This window comes from Gordonia sp. GONU, assembly GCF_024733855.1.
Taxonomy (GTDB): Bacteria; Actinomycetota; Actinomycetes; order Mycobacteriales; family Mycobacteriaceae; genus Gordonia; species Gordonia amicalis.
This window is the reverse complement of record NZ_JANRHB010000012.1, coordinates 44,125-69,701: the sequence shown is the minus strand read 5'-3', so window position 1 is coordinate 69,701 and position 25,577 is coordinate 44,125. Positions and strand designations below refer to the sequence as shown.

Below are 25,577 nucleotides of genomic sequence, written 5' to 3'. Positions count from 1 at the left end.
AACTCCACCGACCGTCGGCGATCACTTCTCGGTGTTCACTTCTCGGAGCGGCTCCGCTTCAGCAGTTCCTGCACGCTGATCTGGGACTCGTCACCGGACTCGTCCGAGCGGGCGTGCCGGTCGGTGCGCGGCCGGCGACGGCCGGAGTCGGCATCCCCGGACGGCGGGCCGGCAGGGGCGCCGGTTCCCGGCCGGGGGGTGGCCGCCGGAGTGACGTCCGGGCTCAGCCCACGCTCCATCGGCGACGGCCCCGCGGTCCGGCGACCACGGGTCGTCGGTGTCGAGTTCTCCGGCGACACCGAGGCGGCCAGTGGACGGCGACCCGCGTCGTCGAGGCTGGGGCGTCGACCCAGTGGCGACCGCGAACCCGTGTCGCGCGCGGGAGCGGCTGCCGACGGCGGCGTCGGGACCGGCGGAGTCGGTGCCGGCGGGGGAGTGGTGCTCGTCGGGCGTTCACCGTTCGCGCGCGGTGCGGCGTCGCCGAGGCGGATGCCGCCCTCGCCGAGGGTCCACCCACCGGTGTCCGGACGGTCACCCTTGGGCAGACCCGGTCGCCGGTATGACGCCGTCGGGCGCCGTTCGGGCCGCGGTGCCTCGGGTGCAGGCGAGGCCTGGGCGCCGGACGGTTGTGCGGTCGGCGGTGTCGACGGGCCCACGCGACCGGTGACCGCGCGCCCGGGGACCTCCGCGGGCATGGGTGCGGGGGTCACGGGACCCGGTCCGCCGCTGCGCTGCGCGGGCGCGCCGGGCCGGCGCGTCGGTGTCATCGGTGCGTTGGTCATCGGTGCGCTCGACGCGGGCGCGTTGGTGATGGGCCCGTTGGACGCGGGCGCATTCGGACGCGGGGGGACTGGCTGTCGTCCATCGCGGCCGGGCACTCCGCGTCGAGCCGGTGCGGCGCCCGCGGGAACGGTACGCGGCCGGGCCGCGGCCATGACCGACGTCGGGGCCTCCGCCACCAGCGTGCCCGCACTCATCTTGCGTGCCACGCCGGAGTCGCGCTGCTCGTCGGGCTCGTCGTCGAGTACGGCCTCGCCGAGACCGATCTTGCGCTGCACGGTCTGCATCCAGCGGGGTGCCCACCAGCAGTCGTCGCCGAGGAGCTTCATGACCGACGGCACGAGGAGCATGCGGATCACGGTGGCATCGAGGATGAGCGCCGCGATCATGCCGTACGCGATGTACTTCATCATCACGATGTCGGACAGGCTGAACGCACCTGTCACGACGACCAGGATCGCGGCCGCCGCGGTGATGATCCCGCCGGTGTGGGCGATGCCGCTACGGATCGATTCGGTGGTACTCGCGCCCCGCTGTCTGGCCTCGACCATGCGGGAGAGCAGGAACACCTCGTAGTCGGTGGAGAGGCCGAAGATGATCGCGATGATCAGCACGAGGATCGCCGCGAACAGCGGACCCGGGGTGAAGTTCGCGAGGCCGGAGCCGTGGCCGTCGACGAAGATCCAGGTCAGGATGCCCAGCGTCGCACCGAGGCCGAGCGCGGTCATCAGTGCCGCCTTGATCGGCAGGACGAGTGAACCGAACTGCAGGAACATCAACAGGCCGGTGATGAGGACCAGCATGATCGCCATCAGGGGCAACCGGTTCATCAGCGCGTCGATGGAATCCTGGGTGAGAGCCGGGGTACCCGTCACGTACATGGTGAGGCCCTGGGTGTCGATCGCCCGGAGCTGATCGATCGCCTGGGCGGCCTTGGTGCGGTCGACCAGACCGGCCGAGACCTGGTAGACGCCTACGTTCGGGTATTTCTCGGCGTCGTACGAGCCGAAGCCGGCCTTGTCGGGGTCACTGAACTTGTTGGTGAAACCCGGGACCTGGTCGGCCTGCCGGGCGATGGCCTCCAGCTTGTTCTGGTCTTCCTGGTTCGTCTGGTCGTAGACGATGACGAGCTTGACCGCCTCGGTGCGCTCACTCGGGAAGTACTCGTCGAACTTCTCCTGGGCCACACGCGCCGAGTTGTCCGGCGGCAGGAACTTCTCGCTGATGCCGCCGAACTGGATGCTCCCGAACGGGATCGTCAGAGCCAGCAGGAGGAGGACGGTCGGGATCGCCGTCTTCACCGGGTGCTTCATCACCCACGTGGCGAGACGCCCCCAGAAGCCGTTCTCGACTTCCTGGCTGGTCTTCATCCGGCCGGAGAACCGGTTCTCGAGTGCGACGGCGCGTTCCTCGGTCGAGAAGCGCCGCACCAGCGGGATCGCGGTGAACTTGAGGATGGTGCTGATCGACAGCATGTTGACCCGCGGCCCGAGGATGGCCAGGATCGCCGGCAACACCGTGATCGACAGGATCGCGGCGAGGGAGACCGACGCGATGGCGCCGTAGGCCACCGACTTGAGGAATCCCTGGGGCATGATCAGCAGGCAGGCGAGGGCGGCGACGATGATCGTCGCCGAGAACACCACGGTCTGGCCCGCGGTCATCACGGTTCTTCGGACCGCCGCCTTGGTGGAATAGCCCTCGCCGAGTTCCTCGCGGAAGCGGGACACGATGAACAGGCCGTAGTCGATGGCGATGCCGAGACCGATCAGCGTCACCACGGACTGCGCGAAGATGTTGAGTTCGGTGGTCAGCGCGAGGATCTTCATGATGCCCAGCGATCCCGCGATCGTCAGGCCGCCGATCAGGACCGGCAGACACGCCGCGATCACGCCGCCGAACACGAAGAACAGCATGAGCGCGACCACCGGCAGCGCGATGACCTCGGCGCGCTTGATGTCCTTGTCCATGCCGTCGGCCATCGACCCGGCGACGGGTTGCAGGCCGGCGAGCTCGAAGGTGGCGCCGGGTATGTCGAAGCGTTCGGCGATGTCGTCGAAGAACGGTTCGATGGTGTTGTGGTTCGCCAGCACCGTGGTGTCGTCGTCACCGGCGACGCCGATGCTGATGAAGGCCTGACGTTTGTCCGGGGTGAACAGTCGCGCCTGGACCGCGCTCTGCGCCGGCTGCACGAGGAACGGGTCGTAGAGACCGGGGTCGGCCCGCCCGACGATGTCGGGGTGGGTGGCGATCAGGTCTTCGACGAAGGTCTCCACCTTTTTCCCGAAGGCCGGGTCGTCGACCCGTGTGCCTTCCGGTGGCGTGACCAGGAGAATGACATCAGACGTGTGATCGCGGCCGAGTGCCTTGTCGGCGTAGCGGGCGCCGAGATCGGATTCCGACGTGGGGTCGAACCAACCGCTCTGACTCAGATGCTTGCTGAGGTCGAGGCCGTATAGTCCGAGTCCCGCCATCAGTGCGATCATCACCGCGATGACGAGGAAGCGCATTCGATACACGAATGTGCCGATTACTCGGAACACGCTGATGTCCTTTCGTGTGCGACGTGTCGGGCGCCGGCCGCGGTCCAGGGGTGTCGGGCCGTCGGTGCGCCGCGACGCGCGCCGTGCCGGAGGTGAACGGTGCCGGTCGCGATTCTGTCAGTTCTCCGTGAGATCTTGACAGTGTTGCCTGAGTGATCCCTGAGGTGTCGGGGGTCGGTGACACCCTCAGCGAGCCCCTCGGCGTCATCCGACGAGGCACCGCGCGGTCAGCGCAGTAGCGCGCTGAGCGGCCGGAACGGTGTGAGCCAGGCGCCTTCGTCCGGAAGCGAGTCCAGCCCGATGCGGGGCAGCGGCTCCCGGAACACGCCCGGGATGTCCTCGAGGTCGACGAACTCCAGTTCCTCGGTGGTGAGGGCCCAACTGGCGTGTTCGCGGAAACCGATGACGGTGACGGGCACCCCGTCGGCGGCCACTTCGAGGAGCGGCTCGCGGAATGCCTGGCCGTCGGCGGACGCCACGATCACGCCGGCTAGTCCAACAGTGTGCCTGCGAAGTTCGATGTGGTCGAGCATGTCGGAGTCCACATCGCTGTCATCGGACAGCTTCGGCTTGGCGAACACCGCAAAACCGACGTTGCGGAGGGCGTCCACCCAGGGACGCACAACGTCTGCGCTACCTGGGGCGATGTTGGTGAAGACGGTCGCCTCGGGCTCGACGCCGTTCTCACCCTCCGTGAGAGCTGACACATCTGCGGTCCGGTGCAGCAACCACCGGCCCAGCGCGTCGAATCGGGGGCGGTGTGCAGCCGTCGGACGACCGCCCAGCAGGGCGCCGAGGCCCATGTCCATGTTGGGCGCATCCCAGACCAGCAGCATCCGGCGCGTGCCGGTCCGGCCCGAGATGGTGTCCGCGAATCCGCCAGGGGATCCGCCAGGGCTCTGGTCGGTCATGCCGGGCTCCCGTCGGTGGTGTCGCCGGACGCGGAGGCCGGCGGGATGGGCCGCGTGTACACGAACTCGCTGACGTACCGGCCCTCTCGCTCCGCACGACCCTCGAACTTCGTCGTCGGCCGTTCCAGCAGGATCGGGGACTCGCGGGTCAGCTGCACGACATGCGGGGCGTCGGCGTCCTGGGTGGCGAGCTTCTCGGCGATCCACTCGGCGTAACCCGCGTGGTCGGTGGCGATGTGCAACACGCCGCCGGGGACGAGGCGGTCGGCAATCAGCTCCAGTGTGCCCGTCTGGACGAACCGGCGCTTGTGGTGACGCGACTTGGGCCAGGGGTCGGGAAAGAACAGTCGGACGCCGGTGAGGCTCGACGACGGGATCAGCTCCCTCAGGACGATCGACGCATCGCCGCGGATCAGCCGCACGTTGGTCAGCTCGTTGCGGTCGATGAGGCCGAGCAGCTGGGCCAGGCCGGGCTTGTAGACCTCGACCGCCACCACGTCGACGTCGGGTTCGGCTTCGGCCATCGCCGCGGTCGAGATTCCCGTGCCGCTGCCGATCTCCAGCACCTTGGGGGCGTCCCGGCCGAACATGGCGTTCAGGTCGAGCTGGGGTTCGGGAATGCGTTCCGGGCCGATCTCGAGGTCGCGGCCGAGGACGGGCCAGAGGGTCTCCCAGTTGCGTTGCTGGCCGGTCGTCAAGGTCCCCCGGCGGAATCGGAAGCTCGTCACGCGGGGATACAACCGTGACCTGTCAGCGCTGTTGTTCACCGGTCCATCGTTGCGCATCGTGGCATTTCCACGAAGTCGCGGGTGAGGCGTGTCCGTCAAGTGGCAGCGAGTTCTTGGGACGGAACGGCCAGTTGGCGGGGGATGTGGAGGTCAGGACGCCCATCGGGGTGAATCGGGATTAGTCTCGGGCCAGCCGCGGAACACGCGGGATGTCAGGCGGGGAAGGGCATGGAGACGTGGGGGCGGACGTGGGCACATCGACGAATGCGTCACCATCGCCACGGCCGGACCGGAACTCCCTGTCCATGGCCGCTGAACAGGGCGGACTCGCCGAGCTCGTCGAGCCGTCGTCGCCTCTGGTCCCGATCCTCTCCGCGGCGGGACAACGGTTTCTACGGCCGCTGCATGTGCAGGTGGTCGGCAGGCCGGGCGTCGGACGCGACACGATGGCCCGCGCCCTGCGCGAGCGGCTGGCGCTGACGGTGAGCGGCCCGGGCGAGGACGCCCGCGCGGCCGCAGACGCCGACCTCTGGGTTCTCGTGCTGGCAGGGCCGCCGCGCCGGGCCGATCACGAATTGCTGCGATCGTTGCCGGCCGATCGCGTCGTGGTCGTCCTGGGCAAGGCGGACACCCATCCCGACTGGGACGCCGCGGTCGACGCCGCGAATCGGTCCTCGACGCAACTCGGCCTGCCCGTCCACGCGGTCTCCCAGCTGCTGGCCTGCGCCGACCTCGACGCGACGGAGTTCACCGCCCTCGCGAGGCTGGCCGCCGAGGGGGCCGAGATGCCGTCGATGGCCGGCCGATTCCTCGTCGGGGCGCCGGGATCGGAGGAGCGAATCCTGCGGCAGGGGCTGTTGCGCCGCATCGACGCCTTCGGGATCGACACCGCGCTGCGGCTCATCGCCGAGGGATCGGACATGGCGGCCGACGCGTCGGCGCTCAATCGTGCGTTGCACGCGATCAGCGGGGTTCCGCAGCTCACCACGGAGATCTCCGACCGCGTCGGTCGCGTCCGGTTCTGGCGCGAGGTCGAGATCCGCGCCGAACTCGAACGCGCGGCGGCCGGCGGATGTGACCGGGAGAACGCCGAACGGCTGCTGGCGGCGGGAGGTCTCGGGTGAGTACCCGCATCCTCGAGGCGACGCGCGAACTGACCGGGTTCGACGCCGCACGCGTCGGTTCCGGTTCCGGGGTCCTGGTGGTCGGGACCGAGGGCGTCGGGGTGCGCACTCTCGTCGACGCCATCCGCGAACTGGCCCCCGACCTCGAGATCCATGCCCGGGACGTCCAGGCCCGGGAACGCGGACCCGGGCCGGGTGTCGCGCTGGTCGTCGTCGATCCCTCCTCGTCGGTGGATGACGAGGAACGAGACCTCGTCGAGCAGGCGCGTGCCCAGGTCGGGACCGTCGCGCTCGTGTGCACCAAGATCGACGCATTCTGGGAGTGGCCCCGGATCGTGCGGGCCCACCGCACGACCCTCGATCCGTTCGGGACGATGCCGGTGTTCGGGGTGTCGGCGGCAGCGGCACTCGGCGGAGACGTCGTCGACTCAGGCGTCGACGCGCTGGTCGACTGGATACGTGAGGCGCACGCTGCTCCCGATGCACTGCGCCTCGAACGGGCCCGGGTCGCGGCCGGCGTCGGGGCCGTCGAGCATCTGCTGGCCGACGCCGACGCGGGAACCGACACCGACTCCTCCGGAACGCTCGACGACCTGATGAGTGCGCGTCGTCGGCTGCTGTCGTCGCGGGATCGCGGCCGCGTCGACCGTCTCGCCGCCGTCCGAGCCGGCCTCGCCAGAGCCCGGGCGCAGTGCTCGGCCGAGCTCCAGTCGCGTGTCCGCGAACTCGCGGCAGCCGCCGACCATGCTCCGGATGTCGACGACGCCGAGCACCGGTCGTGGTTGGACACCCGGTGGGCCGACCTCGCCGAGGGCATCCGCCGCGACGCCGACGAGCGCATCGACGAGGTCGCGGCCACGGCACTGGTGGGTCTCGACCCGGAGCAGTCCCCGCGGGAGCCCTGGTCCGACACCCCGCTGCCCGCCGACGGGCCGGGGAACCGGCGCCGAGGTGGTGCGGAGGACGCGATGTTGGTCGTCATCGGCGCGTCCACCGGCCTGGGTGTCGGACGCCTCGTCGTCGCACCGATGGCCTCGGTGCAGACCCTGCAATGGATCAGCATGCCGCTGACCCTCTTGTTGGGGATCGGCGTGGCGGTCTGGGTCATCCGCGTCCGACGCGGCGCGCTGGATCGTGCCGACCGCCTGACCCGTGTCTCCGAACGGCTCGCGGTCGCCCGCTCCGCACTCGACCATCAGCTCGGGTTGCGGTTCTCCGCAGCCGAGACCCGGACAGCGGGACAGATCGCTCGCGCCCACGAACGTCGGGCACGGCGGACGACCGAGCAGGTCGCGGAGATCGACGACGACATCCGGCGGCTGCGCAGCGGTGCCGCGCAGCAGGAGGCGCGTATCCGCCGTGACCGCGCCGAGGGCATCCGCCGCGAACTGGTCGCCCGCTCCGAGCGGTTGTGGGGCTCCGAGGGGTTGTGGGCCGAGTCGGACGGACCGCGCCCGACCGGCTCCACAGAAAAGCCCGACCCCGGCACGAACGATCCGGCCGGCCCAGACGACCGCAGCAACGGCGACGACAGGACCAGGTGAGCGAGAGATGGATTCGATCTTCGACGACGACGCGGGGTCCGACCCGTTCGACGCCGGTCACCCCGACGCCGGGGCGTCCGCGCCGGGTGGACCGTTCGCGTCCGGAGACCTACCCGGTACCGGCCTCGATCCGCACGTGGACTCGGTCGCCGCGATCCACGCGGAGTCGTCCGCCGACGACCTCGACGATCATCTGTGGATGCACGAGGACGGCCGGATCTGGGACCTCGGGCCGGCGGAGGTCGACACCGACAACGACGGCGTCAACGACTCGCTGACCCGCAACGGTCCGGACGGGTTCACCGTGTACACCGACAGCGACCGGGACGGCCAGGTCGACAAGATCACCGAGATCGGTGCCGACGGCGGATTCCGCTCGGCCGTGCTCGACCCGGAGACCGGTGAGTGGATTCCCGGCGGTTCGGGACGCATCGGCTGAGCTGCTCGGGAGCCGGCCGATGGTCGTCTTCCAGGGACTTTGGTCCCATATCGGGGGAGTGTGGGATAACCCGCAGTCGCAGGCCCCCACACCTAACGTCCGCTCGGTACACGTATCCTGAACACCTAGACGACTGACCGGTGACCATTCCAGCAGGTCACATGCTCGCAGGAGGCCCCAACGATGACCGCAGCCACCATTCCCGGACTGGACCCGAGCAGCGCGCCGACCAAACATCAGGGTCTGTTGGCCTGGATCACCGAGATCGCCGAACTGACCCAGCCCGATCGGGTCGTCTGGTCCGACGGCAGCGACGAGGAGTGGGATCGCCTCACCGCCGCCCTGGTGAAGGCCGGGACCCTCGTCAAGCTGAACGAGGAGAAGAAGCCGAACTCCTTCCTCGCCAGCTCCGACCCCGCCGACGTGGCACGCGTCGAGTCGCGGACCTACATCTGCTCGGAGTCCGAAGAGGACGCCGGCCCGACCAACAACTGGGTCGAGCCCGCCGAGATGCGCGCCACCATGACCGAGCTGTACCGCGGCTCGATGCGCGGCCGCACGATGTTCGTCATCCCCTTCTGCATGGGCCCGCTGGACTCCGACGACCCCAAGCTGGGCGTCGAGATCACCGATTCCGAGTACGTCGTCCTCTCGATGAAGATCATGACCCGCGTCGGTCCGCGTGTCCTCGAGCTCCTCGGCGACGACGGCTTCTTCGTGAAGGCGCTGCACTCGGTGGGCGCTCCCCTCGAGCCCGGCCAGGCCGACGTGCCGTGGCCGTGCAACACCGAGAAGTACATCACCCACTTCCCGGAGACCCGCGAGATCTGGTCGTACGGTTCGGGTTACGGCGGCAACGCGCTGCTCGGCAAGAAGTGCTACGCCCTGCGCATCGCGTCGGTCATCGCCCGCGACGAGGGCTGGATGGCCGAGCACATGCTCATCCTCAAGCTGACCAGCCCGGCGAACAAGGTCTACTACATCGCCGCGGCCTTCCCAAGTGCCTGTGGCAAGACGAATCTCGCGATGCTGCAGCCCACCATTCCGGGCTGGAAGGCCGAGACCGTCGGCGACGACATCGCCTGGATGCGCTTCGGCGAGGACGGCCGTCTCTACGCGATCAACCCGGAGTTCGGCTTCTTCGGTGTCGCCCCGGGCACCAGCTACGACTCGAATCCGAACGCGATGAAGACCATCGAGGCCGGAAACACCTTGTACACCAACGTCGCCCGCACCGACGACGGTGACATCTGGTGGGAGGGCATCGACGGTCCGGCGCCCGCGCACCTCACCGACTGGCTCGGCAACGACTGGACCCCGGAGTCCGATCACAATGCTGCCCACCCGAACTCGCGTTACTGCACCCCGATCGCACAGTGCCCGTCGCTGGCCGACGAGTGGGACGACCCGAAGGGTGTGCCGATCTCGGCGATCCTGTTCGGCGGCCGTCGCAAGACGACCGTCCCGCTGGTGACCGAGGCCCGCGACTGGCAGACCGGCGTCTTCATGGGCGCCACCGTCGGCTCGGAGCAGACCGCGGCGGCCGAGGGCAAGGTCGGCACCGTGCGTCGCGACCCGATGGCGATGCTGCCGTTCATGGGCTACCACGTCGGTGACTACCTGCAGCACTGGGTGAACATCGGCAAGAACGCCGACGAATCCAAGCTGCCGAAGGTGTTCTACGTCAACTGGTTCCGTCGCGGCGACGACAAGCGCTTCCTGTGGCCCGGATTCGGTGAGAACAGCCGCGTGCTGAAGTGGATCATCGGTCGCATCGAGGGTGAGGCGGAGGGCGTCGAGACCCCGATCGGCATCGTCGCCAAGCCGGAGGACATCGACGTCTCCGGACTCGACGTGCCGGCCGACGACGTCGCCGAGGCCCTGGCGTTCAACGCCGACGAGTGGCGCGAGGAGATCCCGTCGATCGAGGAGCTCTTCGAGTTCATCGGTCCCAAGCTCCCCACCTCGCTGCGTGACGAGTTGGATGCCCTGAAGCATCGACTCGCCTGATCGGGCGACCGGTCGGTTGGTTCGGTCCGGGGCTGATGTGACGGTTGAGGTATCGTGCCCCTCATGAAACTACGTTTGTGGGGGGCCACGATCGTCGGAGCCTGTGTACTCGGGCTGACCTCTCCGCTCGCAGTTCAACCTGCCTCTGCCGCACCGGCTTCCGGCGCCGGCGTCAGCGCGTACTACACCGACACGACGACGCTCGGCGACTTCGTTCCGACGTTCAACCGGATCACCGGACTGGACCGGACCGCCAACGGGCAGTACGCGCTGATCGCGGAGGACGTTCTCCCTGCACGGTTCTTCACCGCCCGCATCGGATACTCCTCGGAGACCGCGTCATTCGTCGGCCGACCCGCTCTCAACGGTGGTGGCACGGTCCTCGGTCCGTGGTTCGTGCCGCTGCTGCCCGGGGGTGCGCAGTTCGAAGGCATCCGCAAGACCAACGGCGGTTACACCGTCGTCAGCGGTGGCAACAACCAGTTCGTCCGGCAGATCGGCCCGCTCGGCCAGTTCGTCCGCGACCTGCGGTTGCCCGCCGCGTGGCGCCCGACGTCCAAGTCGGGTGTGGCCGGGCAGCGTGGGCTGACCGGCCTCGCGGTCGGGCCGCAGGGTCAGGTCTCGGTGCTCACCGCGGGCGGGCTCAAGCAGGACGGACGCACGTCGGCGCGTCTGCTCACCTTCGGCAAGACCGATCGCGAGTTCGTCTATCGCACCGACGCCAACAAGGTGGCCGCCGACGTGCTGGCCATCAACTCCACCGACTTCCTCGTCCTCGAACGCGGAGCGGGCACGCTGACGAACATCTTCTGGACCACCACCCGCGACGCTACGTCGGTGACCGGCAAGAAGAAGCTCTCCGGCAAGGAGCGGGCGATGCCCAAGCGTCGGATCTTCTCCACGACCGGCACGCCGCGTCTGGCCACCGGCGACATGTCGGGCCTCGCGTGGGGCAACTGGCACCCCGACACCCCGTACGCGAAGAAGCGCAGTCGAACGCTGCTCGTCGTCTCCCAGAACGCCGGATCGCCCACCCGCGTCCACTCGTTCGAGGTCCAGCTGCCGAAGTAGCCCTGCCGTCCCTCCGCAAGCGGCGGTCGGGGTTGCTGGTTGAGCCGGTAGCGAGCGGAGCGAGCCACCGCGTCGAAACCTCGCGCCGTGCTGGTCGAGCCGGACGGTGGGGTGTGGTGGCGGGCGGGTTTCGACGCGACGCCTCGCTGCGCTCGGTGTCGGCTCAACCGGCATGGGTTGCTTGGCGGGCGGGTTTCGACGCGACGCCTCGCTGCGCTCGGTGTCGGCTCAACCGGCATGGGGTTGCTTGGCGGGCGGGTTTCGACGCGACGCCTCGCTGCGCTCGGTGTCGGCTCAACCGGCATGGGGGGACGAGTGTGACAATCACCGCCTCAGGGTGGGGTCAGGGGATTACCTGATAGCGCATCGTCGTCGGATTTGGCACCGTTGAGGGCATGACGACGACTGATGCGGCCGCCCGCGATGCCGGAGAGCCGAAACACGGAATGGCTGCGGGTGCGGAGAACCTGTCCAAGAGGTACGGCACGGGCGACACTGCCGTGGAGGCGCTGAAAAGCGTCTCCATCTCGTTTCGCGCGGGCGAGTTCACCGCCATCATGGGGCCGTCGGGGTCGGGAAAGTCGACGCTGATGCACTGTCTGGCGGGCCTGGATGTCGCGAGTGACGGCCGTGTCTTCATCGGCGACACCGATCTGACCGCACTGTCCGACAAGGCGATGACGATGCTGCGCCGCGACCGCATCGGGTTCGTCTTCCAGGCGTTCAACCTGGTGCCGACGCTGACCGCGAAAGAGAACATCACCCTTCCGGTCGACATCGCCGGCCGGGCGGTCGACACCGAATGGTTCGACGCGGTCACCGAGCGACTCGGTATCACCGACCGCCTCTCGCACCTACCCAGCGAGCTGTCCGGCGGTCAGCAGCAGCGCGTGGCATGTGCCCGGGCACTGATCGGCAAGCCGGCCATCATCTTCGGCGACGAGCCCACCGGCAACCTCGACTCCCGGTCGTCGGGTGAGGTTCTCTCGATCCTGCGTGCCGCCACCGACGAGTTCGGGCAGACCGTCGTCATCGTGACCCACGACCCGCGCGCGGCGTCGTACGCCGACCGCGTCGTGTTCCTCGCCGACGGTCAGATCGTGCAGGAGCTCGCGCGCCCGAGTGCCGACGACGTCTTCGAGGTCATGAAGAACCTCGACGGTGTCCACCACACCGATGCCCCGTCCACCTCGGCTCCCGCCGAGACCTCCAGAGCGCTCTGAGCCGTGGCGTCCTCATCGGTGATGCGCCGGGTTTCGCTGCGAAACCTGCGGGCGCACAAGCTCCGTCTGTTCCTGACCCTCTTCTCGATCGTCCTCGGCACATCGTTCGTCGTCGGATCGATCGTGTTCACCAGTTCCATCTCGAAGGCCTTCACGGACATCTTCGACAGCGCTGCGCAGGGCGTGGCGGTCGAGGTGACGCCTGCCGACCGGCAGTCGCCCGGCGTTCCGCTGTCGGTCGTCGACCAGCTGCGCGCCCAGCGTGCCGAACTCGGCATCGACAAGCTCGTCGTCAACAACAACGGGTTGATCACCGTCGCCGATTCGGGCGGCACGGCCATCCAGACCGGCGGTGCCCCGAGCGTCGGCACCACCTACATCCCGGAGAACGAGGCGCTCGATCCCGATGAGTCCCGGATCATGCCGGGCGGCCGCGGCCCCGCCAACGCCGGCGAGATCGCGCTGAACTCCTCGGCTGCCGAGGAAGCCGGGCTGAAGGTCGGGTCGAAGACCAAGGTCGTGATCGGCCAGGGCAACGCCGTCCCACTCGATGTCACCGTCGTCGGGCTGATCGATCTCCCCACCTCGACCGGCGGGTACGTCAACGCGCAGTTCGACGCCGCGACCGCGTCGCGTCTGTTCAGCGACGGCAAGCACGTCGGGCTCGTCGACATGTCGGCCGTCGCCGGGGTTTCGCCGGAGCAACTGCAGGAGCGGGTGCGGACCCTCCTCGGCACCGACGCCGACCTGTACGACGTGCGGACCGGCGATCAGGTGCGGGAGGACCAGAAGGCGCAGGTCAACGAGTTCCTGCAGATCTTCCAGTACATCCTGTTGGCGTTCGCGGCGATCGGTCTGGTCGTCGGCACCTTCATCATCTACAACACCTTCTCGATGATCGTCGCGCAGCGTAACCGCGAGTTCGCGCTGCTGCGGGCGGTCGGCGCGAGCCAGCGTCAGGTGTCGCGGTCGGTCCTCTTCGAGGCGTTCGTCGTCGGCGTGATCGGCGGAGTGCTGGGCCTGGCCATCGGCATCGGCCTGGCCGCCGTGCTCAAGGCATTCACCAGCGCGACGTCGGGTCTGCCGGAGGGTGAGCTGACGATCGGGCCCGGCGCGGTGCTCGCCGGCATCCTGGTCGGCGTCGTCGTCACGATGGTCAGCGCCTGGGTGCCCGCGGCTCGCGCCGCACGGGTGCCGCCGGTGGAGGCGATGCGCGCATCGGCGGCCGAGGGATCGGCGTCGCTGCGCAACCGCACCGTCATCGGTGCGGTCATCGGCCTGGCTTCGATCGTGGCCATCGTCGTCGGCGCGATGGACGAGGGCTCCGGACCGGCTCTGACGGTCGGTGCGGGCGCGGCCGGCCTGGTGCTGGCCGCGGTGCTGGTCGGGCCCGCGGTCGCGCGTCCGTTCGTGGGGGTGCTCGGTCGCGCGGTCGGCGCACCGTTCGGCACGATCGGACGACTCGCGCGCACCAATGCCGTTCGCAATCCCCGACGTTCGGCCGCGACCGCGTTCGCGCTGACCCTGGGGCTGATGCTGGTGGCGATCATCGGCACACTCGGCCAGTCGTTCAAGGGCACGGTCGACGAGGCGGTCGACTCCGGGATCACCGCCGACTACATCCTCGCGGGGACCAACCAGGGACCGTTGCCACCCACGGTGGCACCCGCGGTGAAGAACGTGCCGGGCGTCGGCGAGGTGGTCTCGTTCGGCGTCGTGCAGGCGAAGGTCGACGATCAGCCGGTGCAGGGTTTCTCGGCGCTCGGTGGTCCGCTCAGCGACGTGACGGTCATGGACATGGAGGACGGCGCGTCGACGGCGCTGCCGGATGACGGGATGCTGATCAGTCATCGCACGGCCATGACGAAGGGCTGGGAGCGCGGTCAGGTCCTGAACTTCACCTCGCCCATCGGCGAGCAGGTCCAGGTCCCGATCGCCGGTGTGTACGCCGACAACGAGGCCCTTCAGCCGTGGGTCGTCGGGCCCGCGGTCTACGACCGGCTGGTCCCGCCGGCGGCGCGTTTCGACGTCACGGTCTTCGTGAAGGCCGAGGCGGGTGCCGATCTGGACACCTTGCGCACCGGCCTCGAGGACGCGACCGCCGGGTACCTGACCGTCCAGGTCAAGGACCGCGACCAGTTCAAGGGACAGATCTCCGCCCAGATCGACCAGATGCTGGGCACGCTCTACGCGATGCTCGGACTGGCATTGCTGATCGCGGTGCTCGGCATCATCAACACCCTTGCGTTGTCGGTGGTGGAACGTAAGCGCGAGATCGGCATGCTGCGCGCGATCGGCATGGTGCGCGGCCAGGTGCGTCGTTCGATCTATCTGGAGTCCGTGCTGATCTCGATCTTCGGTGCCGTGGTCGGTGTGGTTCTGGGAACGCTCATCGGCGTGGCGCTCGTGCGGACGCTCGCCGCCTGGGGTCTGGGTGCGCCGGTGATCCCGTGGTCGCTGATCGTGATCACGCTGGTCGCGTCGGCGGTGGTCGGTGTGCTGGCGGCTCTGTGGCCCGCGGTCCGAGCGGCCCGGACGGGGCCGCTCGAGGCCATCGCCGATCTGTGACGCTCTGCTCCTGATCCGGATGTCACGCGGCCCGGGTTCTGCCCGGGCCGCGTGGTCACAGGCCGATATCAGGATCCGGATGACAGAATCGTCGGCATGACCCGACCACCCCAGGGCGATCCGAACGATCCGCGGAACAATCCGCCGGAGACCCGACAGTTCGATCCCGACTACGACCCCTCGGCGCCGCCGTCGCAGGCCTACACCCAGCATCCGGAAGGTCAGCCGTATCCCGGGCCGTACACCGAGCCCCACCCGGGACCCCAGTACACGGAACCCCAGTACACGGAACCCCAGTACACGGAACCCCAGTACGCGGATCCTCAGTACACGGCGGCGTCGCCCTATGGAGCGTCGCCGTACGACGCGCCGCAGGGCGGCGAACCCCCGCACGGGTCGTCGAAGGGCCGCACCATCGGTCTCGCGCTGGTTGCCCTGGCAGCATTGGTGATCCTCGGTCTGGTCGTCGTGCTGGTCACGAAGTCCGGCGGAGACGACTCCTCGACCGCGGCGGCGTCCTCGTCGTCGACGACCACCACCAGCAAGCAGACGACGACGAGTTCGTCCCCGACCACCACGACCACGACCGAGGAGACGACGTCGAGTCCGAGCAAGAAGCCGGGGCCGGCGATGGTGACCTACCAGCTCACCGGCAACGGCGATGTGGTCGCGCTCAGCTTCAGCAAGGGCGGCGGCGCGCCGACGGTCATCGCGGCCACCGGGTCGCCCTGGTCGCAGCGGGTGACCGTGAAGGGTACGAAGGCGACCCTCTCGGCCATCGTCGTCCGCGGCCCGGTGACCTGCAGCATCTTGGTCGACGGGGAACAACTCGCGACCGCGACCAGCCAGGGCGGCACGCTGAACTGCACCGCGGACCTGTCGGGGGAGTAGGCGGACCTCGATACGCGGCGTCCTCGATCTCGATGCGCTCCTCCGTCGCTTACTCGACCCGGCGGCTCCGCTCGGGCGGCGCTACTCGGCCGGCAGGAGTATTTCTGCTGGTTGAGTAGGCGAGGAGCTTGCGACGAGCCGTATCGAAACCACTACCGCTTGCGCAGCACCAGCACGAGGTTCGTGCCGAGCACCTCGCGCAGGCCGGGGACGCGCATGACCCACCACATCCAGCGCGGGATGTAGCGGGGGAAGGCGGCGAGGAGATCGGCGCGATCGGTCACCGATCGCGCCCAGCGCAGGCCGTCGGTGGCGTGGACGGCGAACAGTGACGTACCGAAGAGGTTCTTCGGGGGGTGGCCGTGACGTCTCGTGTAGAGACGCGCGGCACGATGACCGCCGAGGTAGTGGGTGAGTCCCATCTCGTGGCCGCCGAACGGTCCCCACCACAGCGTGTAGCTGACGATGACGACGCCACCGGGCCGGGTCACGCGCAGCATGTCGTCGGCCATCTCCCACGGCGTCGACGTGTGTTCGACGACGTTCGACGACAAGGACACGTCGACGCAGTCGTCGGCGAAGGGCAGGTTCTGGCCCGATCCGCGGACCGACCCACGGTGTTCGAGCCCGCCGGCGTGCATCTCGGTGGGGTCCGGTTCGACCGACATGTAGTGCGCGCCTCGTGCCCGGAAGGCGTCGGCGAAGTAGCCGGGACCCCCGCCGACGTCGAGGATGACCTTTCCGTCGAGGTCGGGGACGAAGGCCGCCACCATGTCCGCGGTGTCGGTCGCCAGTGCGCCGTAGAAGCGGGCGGGGTCGGACTGCTCGAAGCGGAAGTCGTTCAGCAGTCCGGCGGCACGCCGCAGCGTGGCCAGCCGGGCCATTCGGTTCCGGCCGGAAGTCGTGGTCGTCATCGTCGGAGAACTCTAGTCGCGGGCGGTGGGCGACGGTCAGCCGCGCTCGTCGACGCAGGTCTGTCAGTGACGGGCGGAGCCCTGATCGTGGACTCGCCTCTTCCCGGTGTGATGACGGCCTGGTGCTACCAGTCGGTAGGCTGTCGTGCGATGCGCGTACCTTCCGACGTCCTGCTGCTGTGCTGGCGGGACACCCGCCACCCTCAGGGCGGCGGCAGTGAGACATATCTGGAACGTGTCGGTGCCGAATTGGCCCGACGCGGCGCGCGCGTGACCTTTCTGACGTCGTCCTACCCGGGGGCGGCCGGTGAGGAGCACCGCGACGGCATGCGGTTCGTGCGTGCCGGAGGGCGGATCAGCGTGTACCCGCGCATGCTGGCAACGATTCTTGCCGGCCGATTCGGCCTCGGGCCGCTCCGGGGCTGTCACCCCGAAGTCGTCGTCGACACCCAGAACGGGGTGCCGTTCTTCGCGACCCTCGTCGCCTCCGCGCCGACGGTGATACTGGTCCACCACTGCCACCGCGAGCAGTGGCCGGTCGCCGGCCGGTTGCTCGGGCAGGTGGGCTGGTTCATCGAGTCGCGACTGTCGCCGAGGATTCATCGCCGGAACCGCTATGTCACGGTGTCCACGCCGTCGAAGACCGAACTCGTCGCCCTCGGCGTCGACGCGGAGCGGATCTCGGTCGTGCGCAACGGTATCGACCCGGTCCCGGCCGACGCGCTGCTCACCGGAGGTGCAGCCGACGGCGGTTCGGTCCCGGTGCGTCTGTGCGTCTTGTCCCGGCTGGTGCCGCACAAGCAGGTCGAGGACGCTCTCACCGTGCTGGCACAGCTGCGTCGTTCCGGGGTCGACGTGTACCTCGACGTCATCGGCGGTGGCTGGTGGTCCGATGAATTGCGATCCGCTGCAGCCGAACTCGGTGTCGTTGACGCGGTGACCTTCCACGGCCACGTCAGCGAGCAGCGCAAGCACGAGCTGCTCTCACAGGCGCAGGTCCACCTGATGCCCTCGCGCAAAGAGGGGTGGGGACTGGCGGTCGTCGAGGCGGCCCAGCACGGTGTCCCGACCATCGGCTACCGCAGCTCGGTCGGTCTCACCGACTCCGTCGACGACGGCAACACCGGCCTCCTCGTCGACGGCGTCGACGAACTGGTGAGTGCCACGAGAAAACTCATCGACAACCCCGACGAGACCCAGCGACTGGGGCGCAACGCCAGGATCAGGGCGGGCCGTTACTCCTGGGCCGCGACCTGCGACGGGTTCATCGAGACGTTCGACGCCGTTCTCGCACGCTAGCGACGACCGCGCCCACGACTCCCGCCAGGAGCATCATCGCCCACCACAGGTGTGCGGCGAGCGCCAGAGCCCGATCGGTCGCTCCGGCACCCCGCTCGACGGGATCATCGACCCGGTACAGCCGGAGATCGTCCCCGTCGTGGACGAGGCGCGCTTCTGCGGCGAGCCGCTCGGGCGTCGAATCATCTTCGACGAGAACCCATCCCACGCCGAGCGCGGCGAGTTCGGCGGGTGAGCCACCGGCTTCGAGTACCGACGCCACGGCGGCCGCATGCTCACTCGGCGCGTCGACGACCTCGCCGTCGACGGTGAGCGCGCCGGACTCGATCACCGGAGCCCGCAACATCCGCGCGGCGGGATCGAGCGAGACGCCGCCGGCGAAACGGTAGTGCCGCACCGTGTCCGTGGGCCACAGGGCGACCGAACCCCGATCGTCGGGCACGATGGCAGCCACCGCCGCCCAGTCGTCCGGGTAGGCCACCGGCCGCACGGAACCACCGCCACCCCAGGCGAGATCGGGAAGCGGAGCCACGACGAGCAGCACGAAGGCGGCGAGTGCGAAACCCGACGGGACCCGTCGACGGGCGGCCGCCACGGCCCCGGCCACGGCAAGCGCGACTCCGGGAACGAGAAGAGCGGAGAACTTCTGGGTATCCCGCAACAGACCGGCGCCGGGGACGTGCTCGATCGTGAACTCCAGCAACCACTGTCCCGGACCGAAGGTGCCGAGGACCAGCAGGATCGCGACGACGACGGCCGATGTTCCGATCGCCCGCACCAGCGGATCGAGCGTCCGCCGACGCTGCCAGAGGTGGACGACGCCGGTCGCGACCACGAGCAACGAACAGAACGTCGCGACCGCCGCCCACCAGATCGTTCGGCTGGCGGGTACCGCGTCGACGTTCCAGATGCCCCCCAGGGAGAGAACGGTCCCGACCGGACCCAGCCCCGGCTCGGACCGGAGACCGAACGCCTCGACGCCCGCCGCGGCGGATGTGGTGGTGGCGTCGCTGATCACCGCCGTCACGACCCACGGCAGGGTGCTCAGCACCCACAGGCCGACGGCGACGAGGCCGGGCCGCAGGCCGACCGGACGGCCGATGAGTACCACGGCCAGCACGATCCCGGCGAGCACCGAACCCGTCGGCGTCAACCCGGCAGCCGCCAGCAATCCGCCGAGCCGGAGAAACCGTGCCGCATCTGGCCGTTCCCGCAGATCGGATGCGGCGACGAGAATCCAGCCCAGCGCGGCGTAGCCGACGAGCAGGCTCCAGTGCCCTTGCAGGAGTCGTTCGGCCACATAGGGATTCCAGATCGCCACGAGCGCGGCGGCGACGGCCCCGGGACGCCCGGCGCCGGGAACGAGACGAAAAGCCAACCGGCCGAACCCGACGCCGGCGAAGACCAATGCGGCCAACAAGATCGCGACGACCACCACACCGCCGTCGACGACCGACGACACCATCGCGACGAAGAAGTCCTGCGGCACCGCGCGCGGCGGCAGGTCACCGATGCCGAGCGTGGTGTCGGTGACATGGGTGCGCGGCGTCGACACCGCATCCCGGAAGAGCAGGTATCCCGGTCCGATACCGAGCAGTGCCGGTAGCAGGGGTCCCAGGATTGCCACGGCCGCAACGACACTCACCACGTAGAGCGCCGGGAGCAACCGTCCGGAGAACACCGCGACCCGTGCGGCTCAGAAGTGGTGGGTGTCCGACGGCGCCGGTGCGTGCACCGGGTCGTCGTCGAATTCCGACTCGGTGATGCCGTAGGCCCGTGCGAGGTCGAGGATCTTGGTGGCACGCGCGATGCGTGGCAGGTCCGAACCGTTGCGGATCTCGCCGCCGTCGCGCTCGAACTCCGCGAAGAACTCCCTCGCCCAGGTGATCTCGTCCTGTGACGGGGACAGGCCCTCGTTGACCGGGGCGCACTGTGACCGGGTGAGGCAGATCTTGCCGGTCATGCCGAACTCCGCGCTCACCGCCGTGGCCTCGCTCAGCTTCAGAGCGCTGGACCCGACCGTCGGGCCGTCGATCGCGCTGGGCAGGTGAGCAGCCTTGGCGGCGATGGTGAATCGGGACCGGGCGTAGGCCAGCGTCTGTGGACTGTCGCCGAAACCGGTGTCCCGACGGAAGTCACCGATGCCGAAGGCGAGGCGGAAGGTGCCCTTGGCCGATGCGATCTCGCTGATCCGCTCGAGTCCGCGTGCCGTCTCGACGAGGGCGACGATCGGCAGGCCGGGCAGGCGTTTGGCGGTCTCGGTCACGTGGTCGACGGACTCGACCATCGCCAGCATCACACCGCCGACCGCGGTCTCCGCGAGGGCGGCGAGGTCGTCGGCCCACCACGGGGTGCCGAATCCGTTGATCCGGACCCACTCACCGGCACCGGGGCCGGAACCGTCCTTCGGACCGATCCACCGCACGACGTTGTTGCGCGCCTCGACCTTGTCCTTGGGAGCGACCGCGTCTTCGATGTCGAGGACGACGATGTCGGCGCGCGAGCGAGCGGCGCGCTCGAACTTCGCGTAGTGCGCGCCGTTGACCAGGAGCCAGCTTCGGGCCAGCACCGGATCGATACGCGAACCGACATCGGTCGATTCGGCGTCGTCGGTGGTGTTGTCGTCGTACATCGGCATCTCTCGTCGGTGAATTCTGCAGCCTACCCATCGTTGCCTATGCCCGACGACCGGTGCAAAGCACCCTGTGCACGGGACCCGGTGCCAACTCGGCACACTTGTGCCATGCAGCAGATCCGACCGAGCGGACGGCGCCGGCCCGCCGCCGGCACCGTCGGCGCCGTCGGATCGGTGGCCGTCGGATCGATGGTCGCCAACGTCTGCATGTACGTGGTCCATCTGGCCGCGAGCGCCCGTTACCTGGACGTCAGCGAGTACGGCGAGTTCGCGGTCCTGCTGTCGGCGATGCTCGTGCTGGGTGTGCCCGCCCTGGCGCTGCAGAACGTGGTCGCGCGCGAGGTGGTCCTGGGATGCGACGAGCGCCGTCTGCGCCGGGTGGGTGCCCAGACGACGCTGTACGTGGTGGTCCTGGTCGCCGTCGCGACACCGCTCGTCGCGTTGCTGATGCGCACCGGTGTCGTCACGACGCTCGCCGCCCTCGGCGCGGCGCCGCTGCTGGCGCTGATCGCCACCGGTCAGGGCATCCTGCAGGGACGCGGCGAGTTCCGGACGCTGTCGTGGGTGCTGGCCGCCGTCGGGATCCTGCGCTCGATGCCGATCATCGGGGCCTTCGTCGTCGGTGCCGGTCCGGCGGGTGGACTGCTCGCCGGAACCCTCGGTGCCGCGGTGTCGGCCGTCGTCGTCTGGGTGGTCGTCGGAAGGGTCGGGGAGCGGGCGCATGCCGCGGCGACGTCGGGGACGGTCGGAGTCCTCAGCGTGGTTCGCGCGTCGCAGGTCCAGCTGGTGCTGATCGTGGCGTCGTCGATGGACCTGCTGCTCTCACCGCGCGTGCTCGATGCCGAGTCGGTCGGGGTGTACGCGCTCGGCGCCATCGCGACGAAGGTCGCGTTCTGGCTGCCGCAGGCCATCGGCGTCGTTTTCTATCCGCGCCTCGCCGATCCCGCCCGGTCCCGGGTCTCTCTTCGGCAGGCGGTGACGGTGGTCGCCGGTGTGGGCGTGGTGCTCACGCTGGCGGCGGGTGGCGCGGGGCCGATGGTCCCGATCGTCTTCGGCGACGGCTACGACGAACTCGTCCCACTGCTGTGGCTCTTCGCCTACATCGGTGCCGCCCTCGCCGTCCTCCAGGTGGTGCTGTTGTCGGCGATCGCCCGTGATCGCACCCGTGTCGCGTTCGGGACGTGGATCGTCGTGGCGATCGAGGTGACGGTCATCCTCACCGTCGCCGGCTCGGTGGTCGGGGTCGCGGCCACTGCGGCGGTCGCGGTGACGGTCGCGGCCGCCGGGACATGGGTTCTCGCCCGCTGATCGCCGGCCTCAGCAGGAACGTTGCCGAGATGCACATGTTTCGGCAGGGTGGGCAGATGAGCGACAACGGAAGTACTCAGGTCACGGTCCAACGAGTCATCGAGGCACCGGTCGACGCGGTGTTCGACGTCCTCTCCAACCCCGAGAGGCACCAGGCGCTCGACGGTTCGGGGTTCATCCGGGGCGTCGACCACGCCGATCGGATCCAGAAGGTCGGCGACGTGTTCACCATGAACATGGAGGGCGACCACATGGGCGGGGAGTACAAGACCGACAACCACGTCACCGGATATGCCAAGGACAAGCTGCTGGCCTGGAAGACGACCCCCGCCGGTACGGAGCCGCCCGGATGGGAGTGGTTGTGGGAGTTGGAGTCCCAGGGTCCCAACGAGACGCTGGTCCGCCACACCTACGACTGGTCGAAGGTCACCGACAAGAAACTCCTCGAACAGGTGGGGTTCCCGCTCGTCACCGAGGCCCAGCTCGAGGACACGCTCGGCCGACTCGCCGCCGAAGCGGCGTCCTGATCTAGGTCACGTCACCGGAATCCCGACCGGGCCGCCGGAATCTCGGCGGCAGCCACGCGGGGTTGATCAGGAAACCGCCGGCGACCAGCGCGACAACGCCCAGGACGCCGGTCACGATCGGCACAATCCGGCCCCAGATCGTGATCGGCGTCGCCAGATCCGAAGCCAGGCGCGACATCTGGGACTGTGTCGTGTCGTCGTACGCGAAGGCGGCCTGTAGATGGGGCAGCCGGAAGTCCGCCGGCACTCCGGGAGTGCCCTCCGGGAAGGCGTAGAACTCGTCGACGGTGATCTTCGCGTCGACGATCGTCCCCGTGCGCGGTTCCACGGCGAGATCCCACGAACTGCGGTGCCGCAGGGTGGCGGTCAGCTCACGCGGCGGACCGTCGAGGCCGAACCACGACGCGGGCCGGGTGATGGTGACATCGGTGCCCACCGGCCGGCCGAGCGCTGTCCGCGCGAGGTCGGTCTCGGGGACCTCGGCGCGGAACCGGGCCACATCCTTGCCGACCACCTCGGTGTCTCCGTCGTATCTCAGAGGCACGGTCGTGCGTGTGATCACGTCGAAGAACTCGTGGTCGGTCAGGCTGGTGTCGAAGGGCAGCAGGTAGGTGAAACCGCGGCGGTCCGGCACCAGCACCGGTGCCTGGTTGCTGTCGTACTGGATCTCCGACGCCCCGCGCGCCGACAGTTGCGGTACGGCGGTCTCCCGGTCGAGCGTCACCCGGTCCTTGAGCGCGTTGACCGTGGCGTCGTTGCAGGCCTCCGATGAGTCGGCGTCGCCCTCGCTGCCGGGCCGGGGAGCCTCCGGTTCGACCTCGCGGTCGTCGATACGCAGCCTTTCTGTCTGGACCGAGGTGCCGGCCTGCAGTGTCACGCGGTGCTCGTCGGAGGGCTGTACCGCGACGACCCGCTGCTGGCGGACCAGATCGGCGTCGAGGGTCCGCGCTGCGGGCGTGGCGAGCGAGCAGCGGTCGAGGATCGTCGCGTCTGCGGCGGTGGCGACCGTGGTGAAGTCGGTGCTGAGCGGGATCTCGCGGAAGTTGCCGACGAGCAGCGTCGGCAGCGCGATGGTCACCGCGATGAGAAAACTGCCGACGAAGATCAGTGTCGGCCCGGCCAGGTCCGCGGTCGACCAGCGGTGAGGTGCGGACTCTGACACCGCGGACTGGGGCACCGGGGACGGCTCCGAAGACATGGTGGCGAGGGTAGTGGATGCCGCCGGGCTACCCTGTCACCAGCATGACCAGCACCGACTCCGCCCGCGACTCCGTCGCTGCCTCGAGGTCCGACTCCGCCGCCGCCTTGAGCACCGACGCCCGTTCCGGGGCGCGCCATCCCGACGCCCCCGGACCGGCGACCGACTCGCGACGCTTCTACCCGCAACTCGAGGGCATGCGAGCGCTCGCCGCGATCGGGGTGCTGACCACCCACGTCGCCTTCCAGACCAGTGCCGTCGAGATCCCGGTCCTCGGACCGGTGCTCGGTCGCCTCGACCTCGCGGTCGCGCTGTTCTTCGGTCTCTCCGGCTTCCTGCTGTGGCGACCGTGGGTCGACGCCGCGCACCGCGGCGCCGGGCATCCGCCGGTCCGGCGCTATCTCCGTCACCGCGTCGTCCGCATCTGGCCGGCGTATGTGGTGGTCGTCGCGCTGGTGTTGCTCCTGCTGCCGGAGGCCCAGGGAGCCGACCTCGACGTCTGGCTGGCCAACCTGACGCTGACGCAGGTCTTCGTGCCCCTGACGCTGACCGCGGGTCTCACGCAGATGTGGAGTCTGTCGGTCGAGATCGCCTTCTATGCTCTGCTCCCGCTCATCGGCCTCGCACTCCTGCAGTTGCGTGGTCGGCGCGTCGGGGCGCGCATCCCGGTGCTGCTGATGCTCGGTGCGCTGAGCCTCGGCTGGGCCTGGGTCGGCACCTCGCTGCCGGTCGCCGACGGGGTGGAGACCAAGAACTGGGTGTTCGGTCATCTGCCGTGGTTCGTCGCCGGCCTGATCCTCGCCGAGGTCGCCGGTGTCCTCGACACCGGCGCGGCGCGCGGACGGTGGATGACCCTGGCGATGCGGCTCAGTGCGAACCGTTCGCTGATGTTCGGGCTCCTCGTCGTCGCCTACGGCCTCGCGTGCACCCGTCTCGCCGGTCCGACCGGACTCGGCGACGTCACCAACATCGAGTTCGCCACCAAGATGATCCTGGGTGGACTCTGCGGCTACGCCCTTCTCGCCCCGCTGGTCTGCAACGCGGGGCCGTTCCGCTTCCTCACCTCACGCGTGATGCTCGCGCTGGGGCGCTGGTCTTACGGCATCTTCATCTGGCACATCGCGATCCTGGCCGTCGTCTTCCCGCTGTTCGGCATCGTGCCGTTCAACGGCAACACCGTTCTCGTCTGGGTGATCACGCTGGGACTCACGGTCGGGATCTCCGCGGCGTCCTACGCCTTCATCGAGGAGCCGGCTCGCCACTGGCTGCGCAACCGCGAGACCCGACGCCGTAACCGTGCGGCCGGTGACTCGGTGTCGTCCGACTCGGCCTCGCCCGGCTCGTCGGCGTCGCAGGCCGACCAGAACACCAGCCAGCCGGTCATCAGCACGGCAATCAACGCCGGCAGCTGAACCCACCACTCCCAGCCGTGGTAGCCGCCGGAGGCGTGCCACGGACCGGCGGTGAGGCCGACGGTCGCAGCCATCATCATGACGAATGTCGTCGTGACACCGACCTTCGGCGGAACGGCCGCACCGACCACGCCGACGGCGAGGCCCACGGCCAGACCCCACCATCCGGACAGCAGCCACGACGCGCCGAGAATCCCCAGACCGGCGGCCACGAGGGTGAATCGTCCGGTGGGCACCGTCCGCGGTTCGGCAACGTTGTCCCGCCCGGATCGTGACACCAAGGGAAACGGCCACCACGCGGCGACGAGCAGCAGGGCCATCAGCACCAGTCCGATGACGAGCGACCAGCGGTACAGCGAATCGAACCGATAGGTGAGCTCGACCGCACCCGACACCCCGGCCGGCACGACCCAGCCCTGCTGCCACCCGTTCGCGACCACCGGGGACAACTC

At 69.1% G+C, this 25,577-nt stretch carries 19 protein-coding genes; 12 read left to right on the top strand and 7 right to left on the bottom strand.

Features of this window, described 5'->3' with window-relative positions:
* Nucleotides 1–35: 35 nt before the first annotated feature.
* From NWF34_RS13300 to trmB, 3 genes are all read right to left on the bottom strand, one after another.
* Nucleotides 36–3,323: an MMPL family transporter gene (locus tag NWF34_RS13300; RefSeq protein ID WP_258325275.1), complete on the bottom strand. Its 3,288-nt coding sequence runs from the start codon at nt 3,321–3,323 to the stop codon at nt 36–38.
* A 227-nt stretch (nt 3,324–3,550) separates the two neighbouring features.
* On the bottom strand, nt 3,551–4,234 hold the full coding sequence (locus tag NWF34_RS13295) for an NYN domain-containing protein (protein ID WP_258325274.1): 684 nt from the start codon (nt 4,232–4,234) through the stop codon (nt 3,551–3,553).
* The gene (trmB, locus tag NWF34_RS13290) at nt 4,231–5,019 is read right to left on the bottom strand and encodes a tRNA (guanosine(46)-N7)-methyltransferase TrmB (RefSeq protein ID WP_258325273.1); all 789 of its coding nucleotides are present in this window, start codon (nt 5,017–5,019) and stop codon (nt 4,231–4,233) included. The genes NWF34_RS13295 and trmB overlap by 4 nt, the downstream gene beginning before the upstream one ends.
* A gap of 248 nt (nt 5,020–5,267) precedes the next feature.
* Here trmB and NWF34_RS13285 point away from each other — a divergent pair, with 248 nt between their 5' ends.
* The 8 genes from NWF34_RS13285 to NWF34_RS13250 all read left to right on the top strand — a co-directional run bounded on the left by NWF34_RS13285 (nt 5,268) and on the right by NWF34_RS13250 (nt 15,832).
* Nucleotides 5,268–6,086, top strand: coding sequence for a hypothetical protein (locus NWF34_RS13285; protein WP_258325272.1), 819 nt, complete (start codon nt 5,268–5,270; stop codon nt 6,084–6,086).
* On the top strand, nt 6,083–7,630 hold the full coding sequence (locus NWF34_RS13280) for a hypothetical protein (protein WP_258325271.1): 1,548 nt from the start codon (nt 6,083–6,085) through the stop codon (nt 7,628–7,630). The genes NWF34_RS13285 and NWF34_RS13280 overlap by 4 nt, the downstream gene beginning before the upstream one ends.
* 7 nt (nt 7,631–7,637) lie before the next feature.
* The gene (locus NWF34_RS13275; RefSeq protein WP_258325270.1) at nt 7,638–8,069 is read left to right on the top strand and encodes a DUF6802 family protein; all 432 of its coding nucleotides are present in this window, start codon (nt 7,638–7,640) and stop codon (nt 8,067–8,069) included.
* Between the two features lie 183 nt (nt 8,070–8,252).
* The gene (locus NWF34_RS13270; protein ID WP_258325269.1) at nt 8,253–10,079 is read left to right on the top strand and encodes a phosphoenolpyruvate carboxykinase (GTP); all 1,827 of its coding nucleotides are present in this window, start codon (nt 8,253–8,255) and stop codon (nt 10,077–10,079) included.
* 63 nt (nt 10,080–10,142) lie between these two features.
* Entirely contained in the window at nt 10,143–11,150 is a 1,008-nt protein-coding gene (locus NWF34_RS13265; RefSeq protein WP_258325268.1) for an esterase-like activity of phytase family protein, read from the top strand.
* 395 nt (nt 11,151–11,545) lie between these two features.
* Nucleotides 11,546–12,373 (top strand): ABC transporter ATP-binding protein, encoded by an 828-nt coding sequence (locus NWF34_RS13260; protein ID WP_258325267.1) that lies wholly within the window; start codon nt 11,546–11,548, stop codon nt 12,371–12,373.
* A 21-nt stretch (nt 12,374–12,394) separates the two neighbouring features.
* Nucleotides 12,395–14,941: an ABC transporter permease gene (locus NWF34_RS13255; protein WP_258325302.1), complete on the top strand. Its 2,547-nt coding sequence runs from the start codon at nt 12,395–12,397 to the stop codon at nt 14,939–14,941.
* A gap of 96 nt (nt 14,942–15,037) precedes the next feature.
* Nucleotides 15,038–15,832, top strand: coding sequence for a hypothetical protein (locus NWF34_RS13250; protein WP_258325266.1), 795 nt, complete (start codon nt 15,038–15,040; stop codon nt 15,830–15,832).
* Between the two features lie 152 nt (nt 15,833–15,984).
* Here the strand turns inward: NWF34_RS13250 and NWF34_RS13245 are convergent, their stop codons facing one another.
* Nucleotides 15,985–16,746, bottom strand: a complete 762-nt coding sequence (locus tag NWF34_RS13245; RefSeq protein WP_258325265.1) for a class I SAM-dependent methyltransferase — start codon at nt 16,744–16,746, stop codon at nt 15,985–15,987.
* Between the two features lie 150 nt (nt 16,747–16,896).
* Between NWF34_RS13245 and NWF34_RS13240 the strand changes: the two genes are divergently transcribed.
* Nucleotides 16,897–18,045, top strand: a complete 1,149-nt coding sequence (locus NWF34_RS13240; RefSeq protein ID WP_258325264.1) for a glycosyltransferase family 4 protein — start codon at nt 16,897–16,899, stop codon at nt 18,043–18,045.
* Here the strand turns inward: NWF34_RS13240 and NWF34_RS13235 are convergent.
* Nucleotides 18,011–19,726, bottom strand: coding sequence for a hypothetical protein (locus NWF34_RS13235; RefSeq protein ID WP_258325263.1), 1,716 nt, complete (start codon nt 19,724–19,726; stop codon nt 18,011–18,013). The genes NWF34_RS13240 and NWF34_RS13235 overlap by 35 nt on opposite strands.
* A gap of 15 nt (nt 19,727–19,741) precedes the next feature.
* Nucleotides 19,742–20,677: a CoA ester lyase gene (locus NWF34_RS13230; protein ID WP_006436783.1), complete on the bottom strand. Its 936-nt coding sequence runs from the start codon at nt 20,675–20,677 to the stop codon at nt 19,742–19,744.
* Nucleotides 20,678–20,869: 192 nt separating this feature from the next.
* On the opposite strand from NWF34_RS13230, the gene NWF34_RS13225 reads away from it, so the two are divergent.
* Together NWF34_RS13225 and NWF34_RS13220 are read left to right on the top strand one after the other, a co-directional pair.
* Nucleotides 20,870–21,988 carry a polysaccharide biosynthesis protein gene (locus NWF34_RS13225; protein ID WP_258325301.1) on the top strand — a complete coding sequence of 373 codons (1,119 nt, stop codon included), beginning with the start codon at nt 20,870–20,872 and terminating at the stop codon, nt 21,986–21,988.
* 56 nt (nt 21,989–22,044) lie between these two features.
* A complete protein-coding gene (locus tag NWF34_RS13220) occupies nt 22,045–22,515 on the top strand; it encodes an SRPBCC family protein (protein WP_258325262.1) in 471 nt (156 codons plus the stop codon).
* Between the two features lies 1 nt (nt 22,516).
* Here the strand turns inward: NWF34_RS13220 and NWF34_RS13215 are convergent, their stop codons facing one another.
* Entirely contained in the window at nt 22,517–23,713 is a 1,197-nt protein-coding gene (locus NWF34_RS13215; protein WP_258325261.1) for a DUF3068 domain-containing protein, read from the bottom strand.
* A 44-nt stretch (nt 23,714–23,757) separates the two neighbouring features.
* Between NWF34_RS13215 and NWF34_RS13210 the strand changes: the two genes are divergently transcribed.
* Nucleotides 23,758–25,125, top strand: a complete 1,368-nt coding sequence (locus tag NWF34_RS13210) for an acyltransferase (RefSeq protein WP_258325260.1) — start codon at nt 23,758–23,760, stop codon at nt 25,123–25,125.
* Nucleotides 25,126–25,577 lie beyond the last annotated feature (452 nt).

Excerpts from the sequence above, each read along its gene's own strand:
- NWF34_RS13250 (WP_258325266.1), top strand. The coding sequence starts at position 15,038 with ATGACCCGACCACCCCAGGGCGATCCGAACGATCCGCGGAACAATCCG.
- NWF34_RS13285 (WP_258325272.1), top strand. The coding sequence starts at position 5,268 with ATGGCCGCTGAACAGGGCGGACTCGCCGAGCTCGTCGAGCCGTCGTCG.
- NWF34_RS13210 (WP_258325260.1), top strand. The coding sequence starts at position 23,758 with ATGACCAGCACCGACTCCGCCCGCGACTCCGTCGCTGCCTCGAGGTCC.
- NWF34_RS13220 (WP_258325262.1), top strand. The coding sequence starts at position 22,045 with ATGAGCGACAACGGAAGTACTCAGGTCACGGTCCAACGAGTCATCGAG.
- NWF34_RS13260 (WP_258325267.1), top strand. The coding sequence starts at position 11,546 with ATGACGACGACTGATGCGGCCGCCCGCGATGCCGGAGAGCCGAAACAC.
- NWF34_RS13245 (WP_258325265.1), bottom strand. The coding sequence starts at position 16,746 with ATGACGACCACGACTTCCGGCCGGAACCGAATGGCCCGGCTGGCCACG.
- NWF34_RS13270 (WP_258325269.1), top strand. The coding sequence starts at position 8,253 with ATGACCGCAGCCACCATTCCCGGACTGGACCCGAGCAGCGCGCCGACC.
- NWF34_RS13225 (WP_258325301.1), top strand. The coding sequence starts at position 20,870 with ATGGTCGCCAACGTCTGCATGTACGTGGTCCATCTGGCCGCGAGCGCC.
- NWF34_RS13230 (WP_006436783.1), bottom strand. The coding sequence starts at position 20,677 with ATGTACGACGACAACACCACCGACGACGCCGAATCGACCGATGTCGGT.
- NWF34_RS13265 (WP_258325268.1), top strand. The coding sequence starts at position 10,143 with ATGAAACTACGTTTGTGGGGGGCCACGATCGTCGGAGCCTGTGTACTC.
- NWF34_RS13240 (WP_258325264.1), top strand. The coding sequence starts at position 16,897 with ATGCGCGTACCTTCCGACGTCCTGCTGCTGTGCTGGCGGGACACCCGC.
- NWF34_RS13275 (WP_258325270.1), top strand. The coding sequence starts at position 7,638 with ATGGATTCGATCTTCGACGACGACGCGGGGTCCGACCCGTTCGACGCC.
- NWF34_RS13295 (WP_258325274.1), bottom strand. The coding sequence starts at position 4,234 with ATGACCGACCAGAGCCCTGGCGGATCCCCTGGCGGATTCGCGGACACC.
- NWF34_RS13255 (WP_258325302.1), top strand. The coding sequence starts at position 12,395 with ATGCGCCGGGTTTCGCTGCGAAACCTGCGGGCGCACAAGCTCCGTCTG.
- NWF34_RS13215 (WP_258325261.1), bottom strand. The coding sequence starts at position 23,713 with ATGTCTTCGGAGCCGTCCCCGGTGCCCCAGTCCGCGGTGTCAGAGTCC.
- trmB (WP_258325273.1), bottom strand. The coding sequence starts at position 5,019 with ATGCGCAACGATGGACCGGTGAACAACAGCGCTGACAGGTCACGGTTG.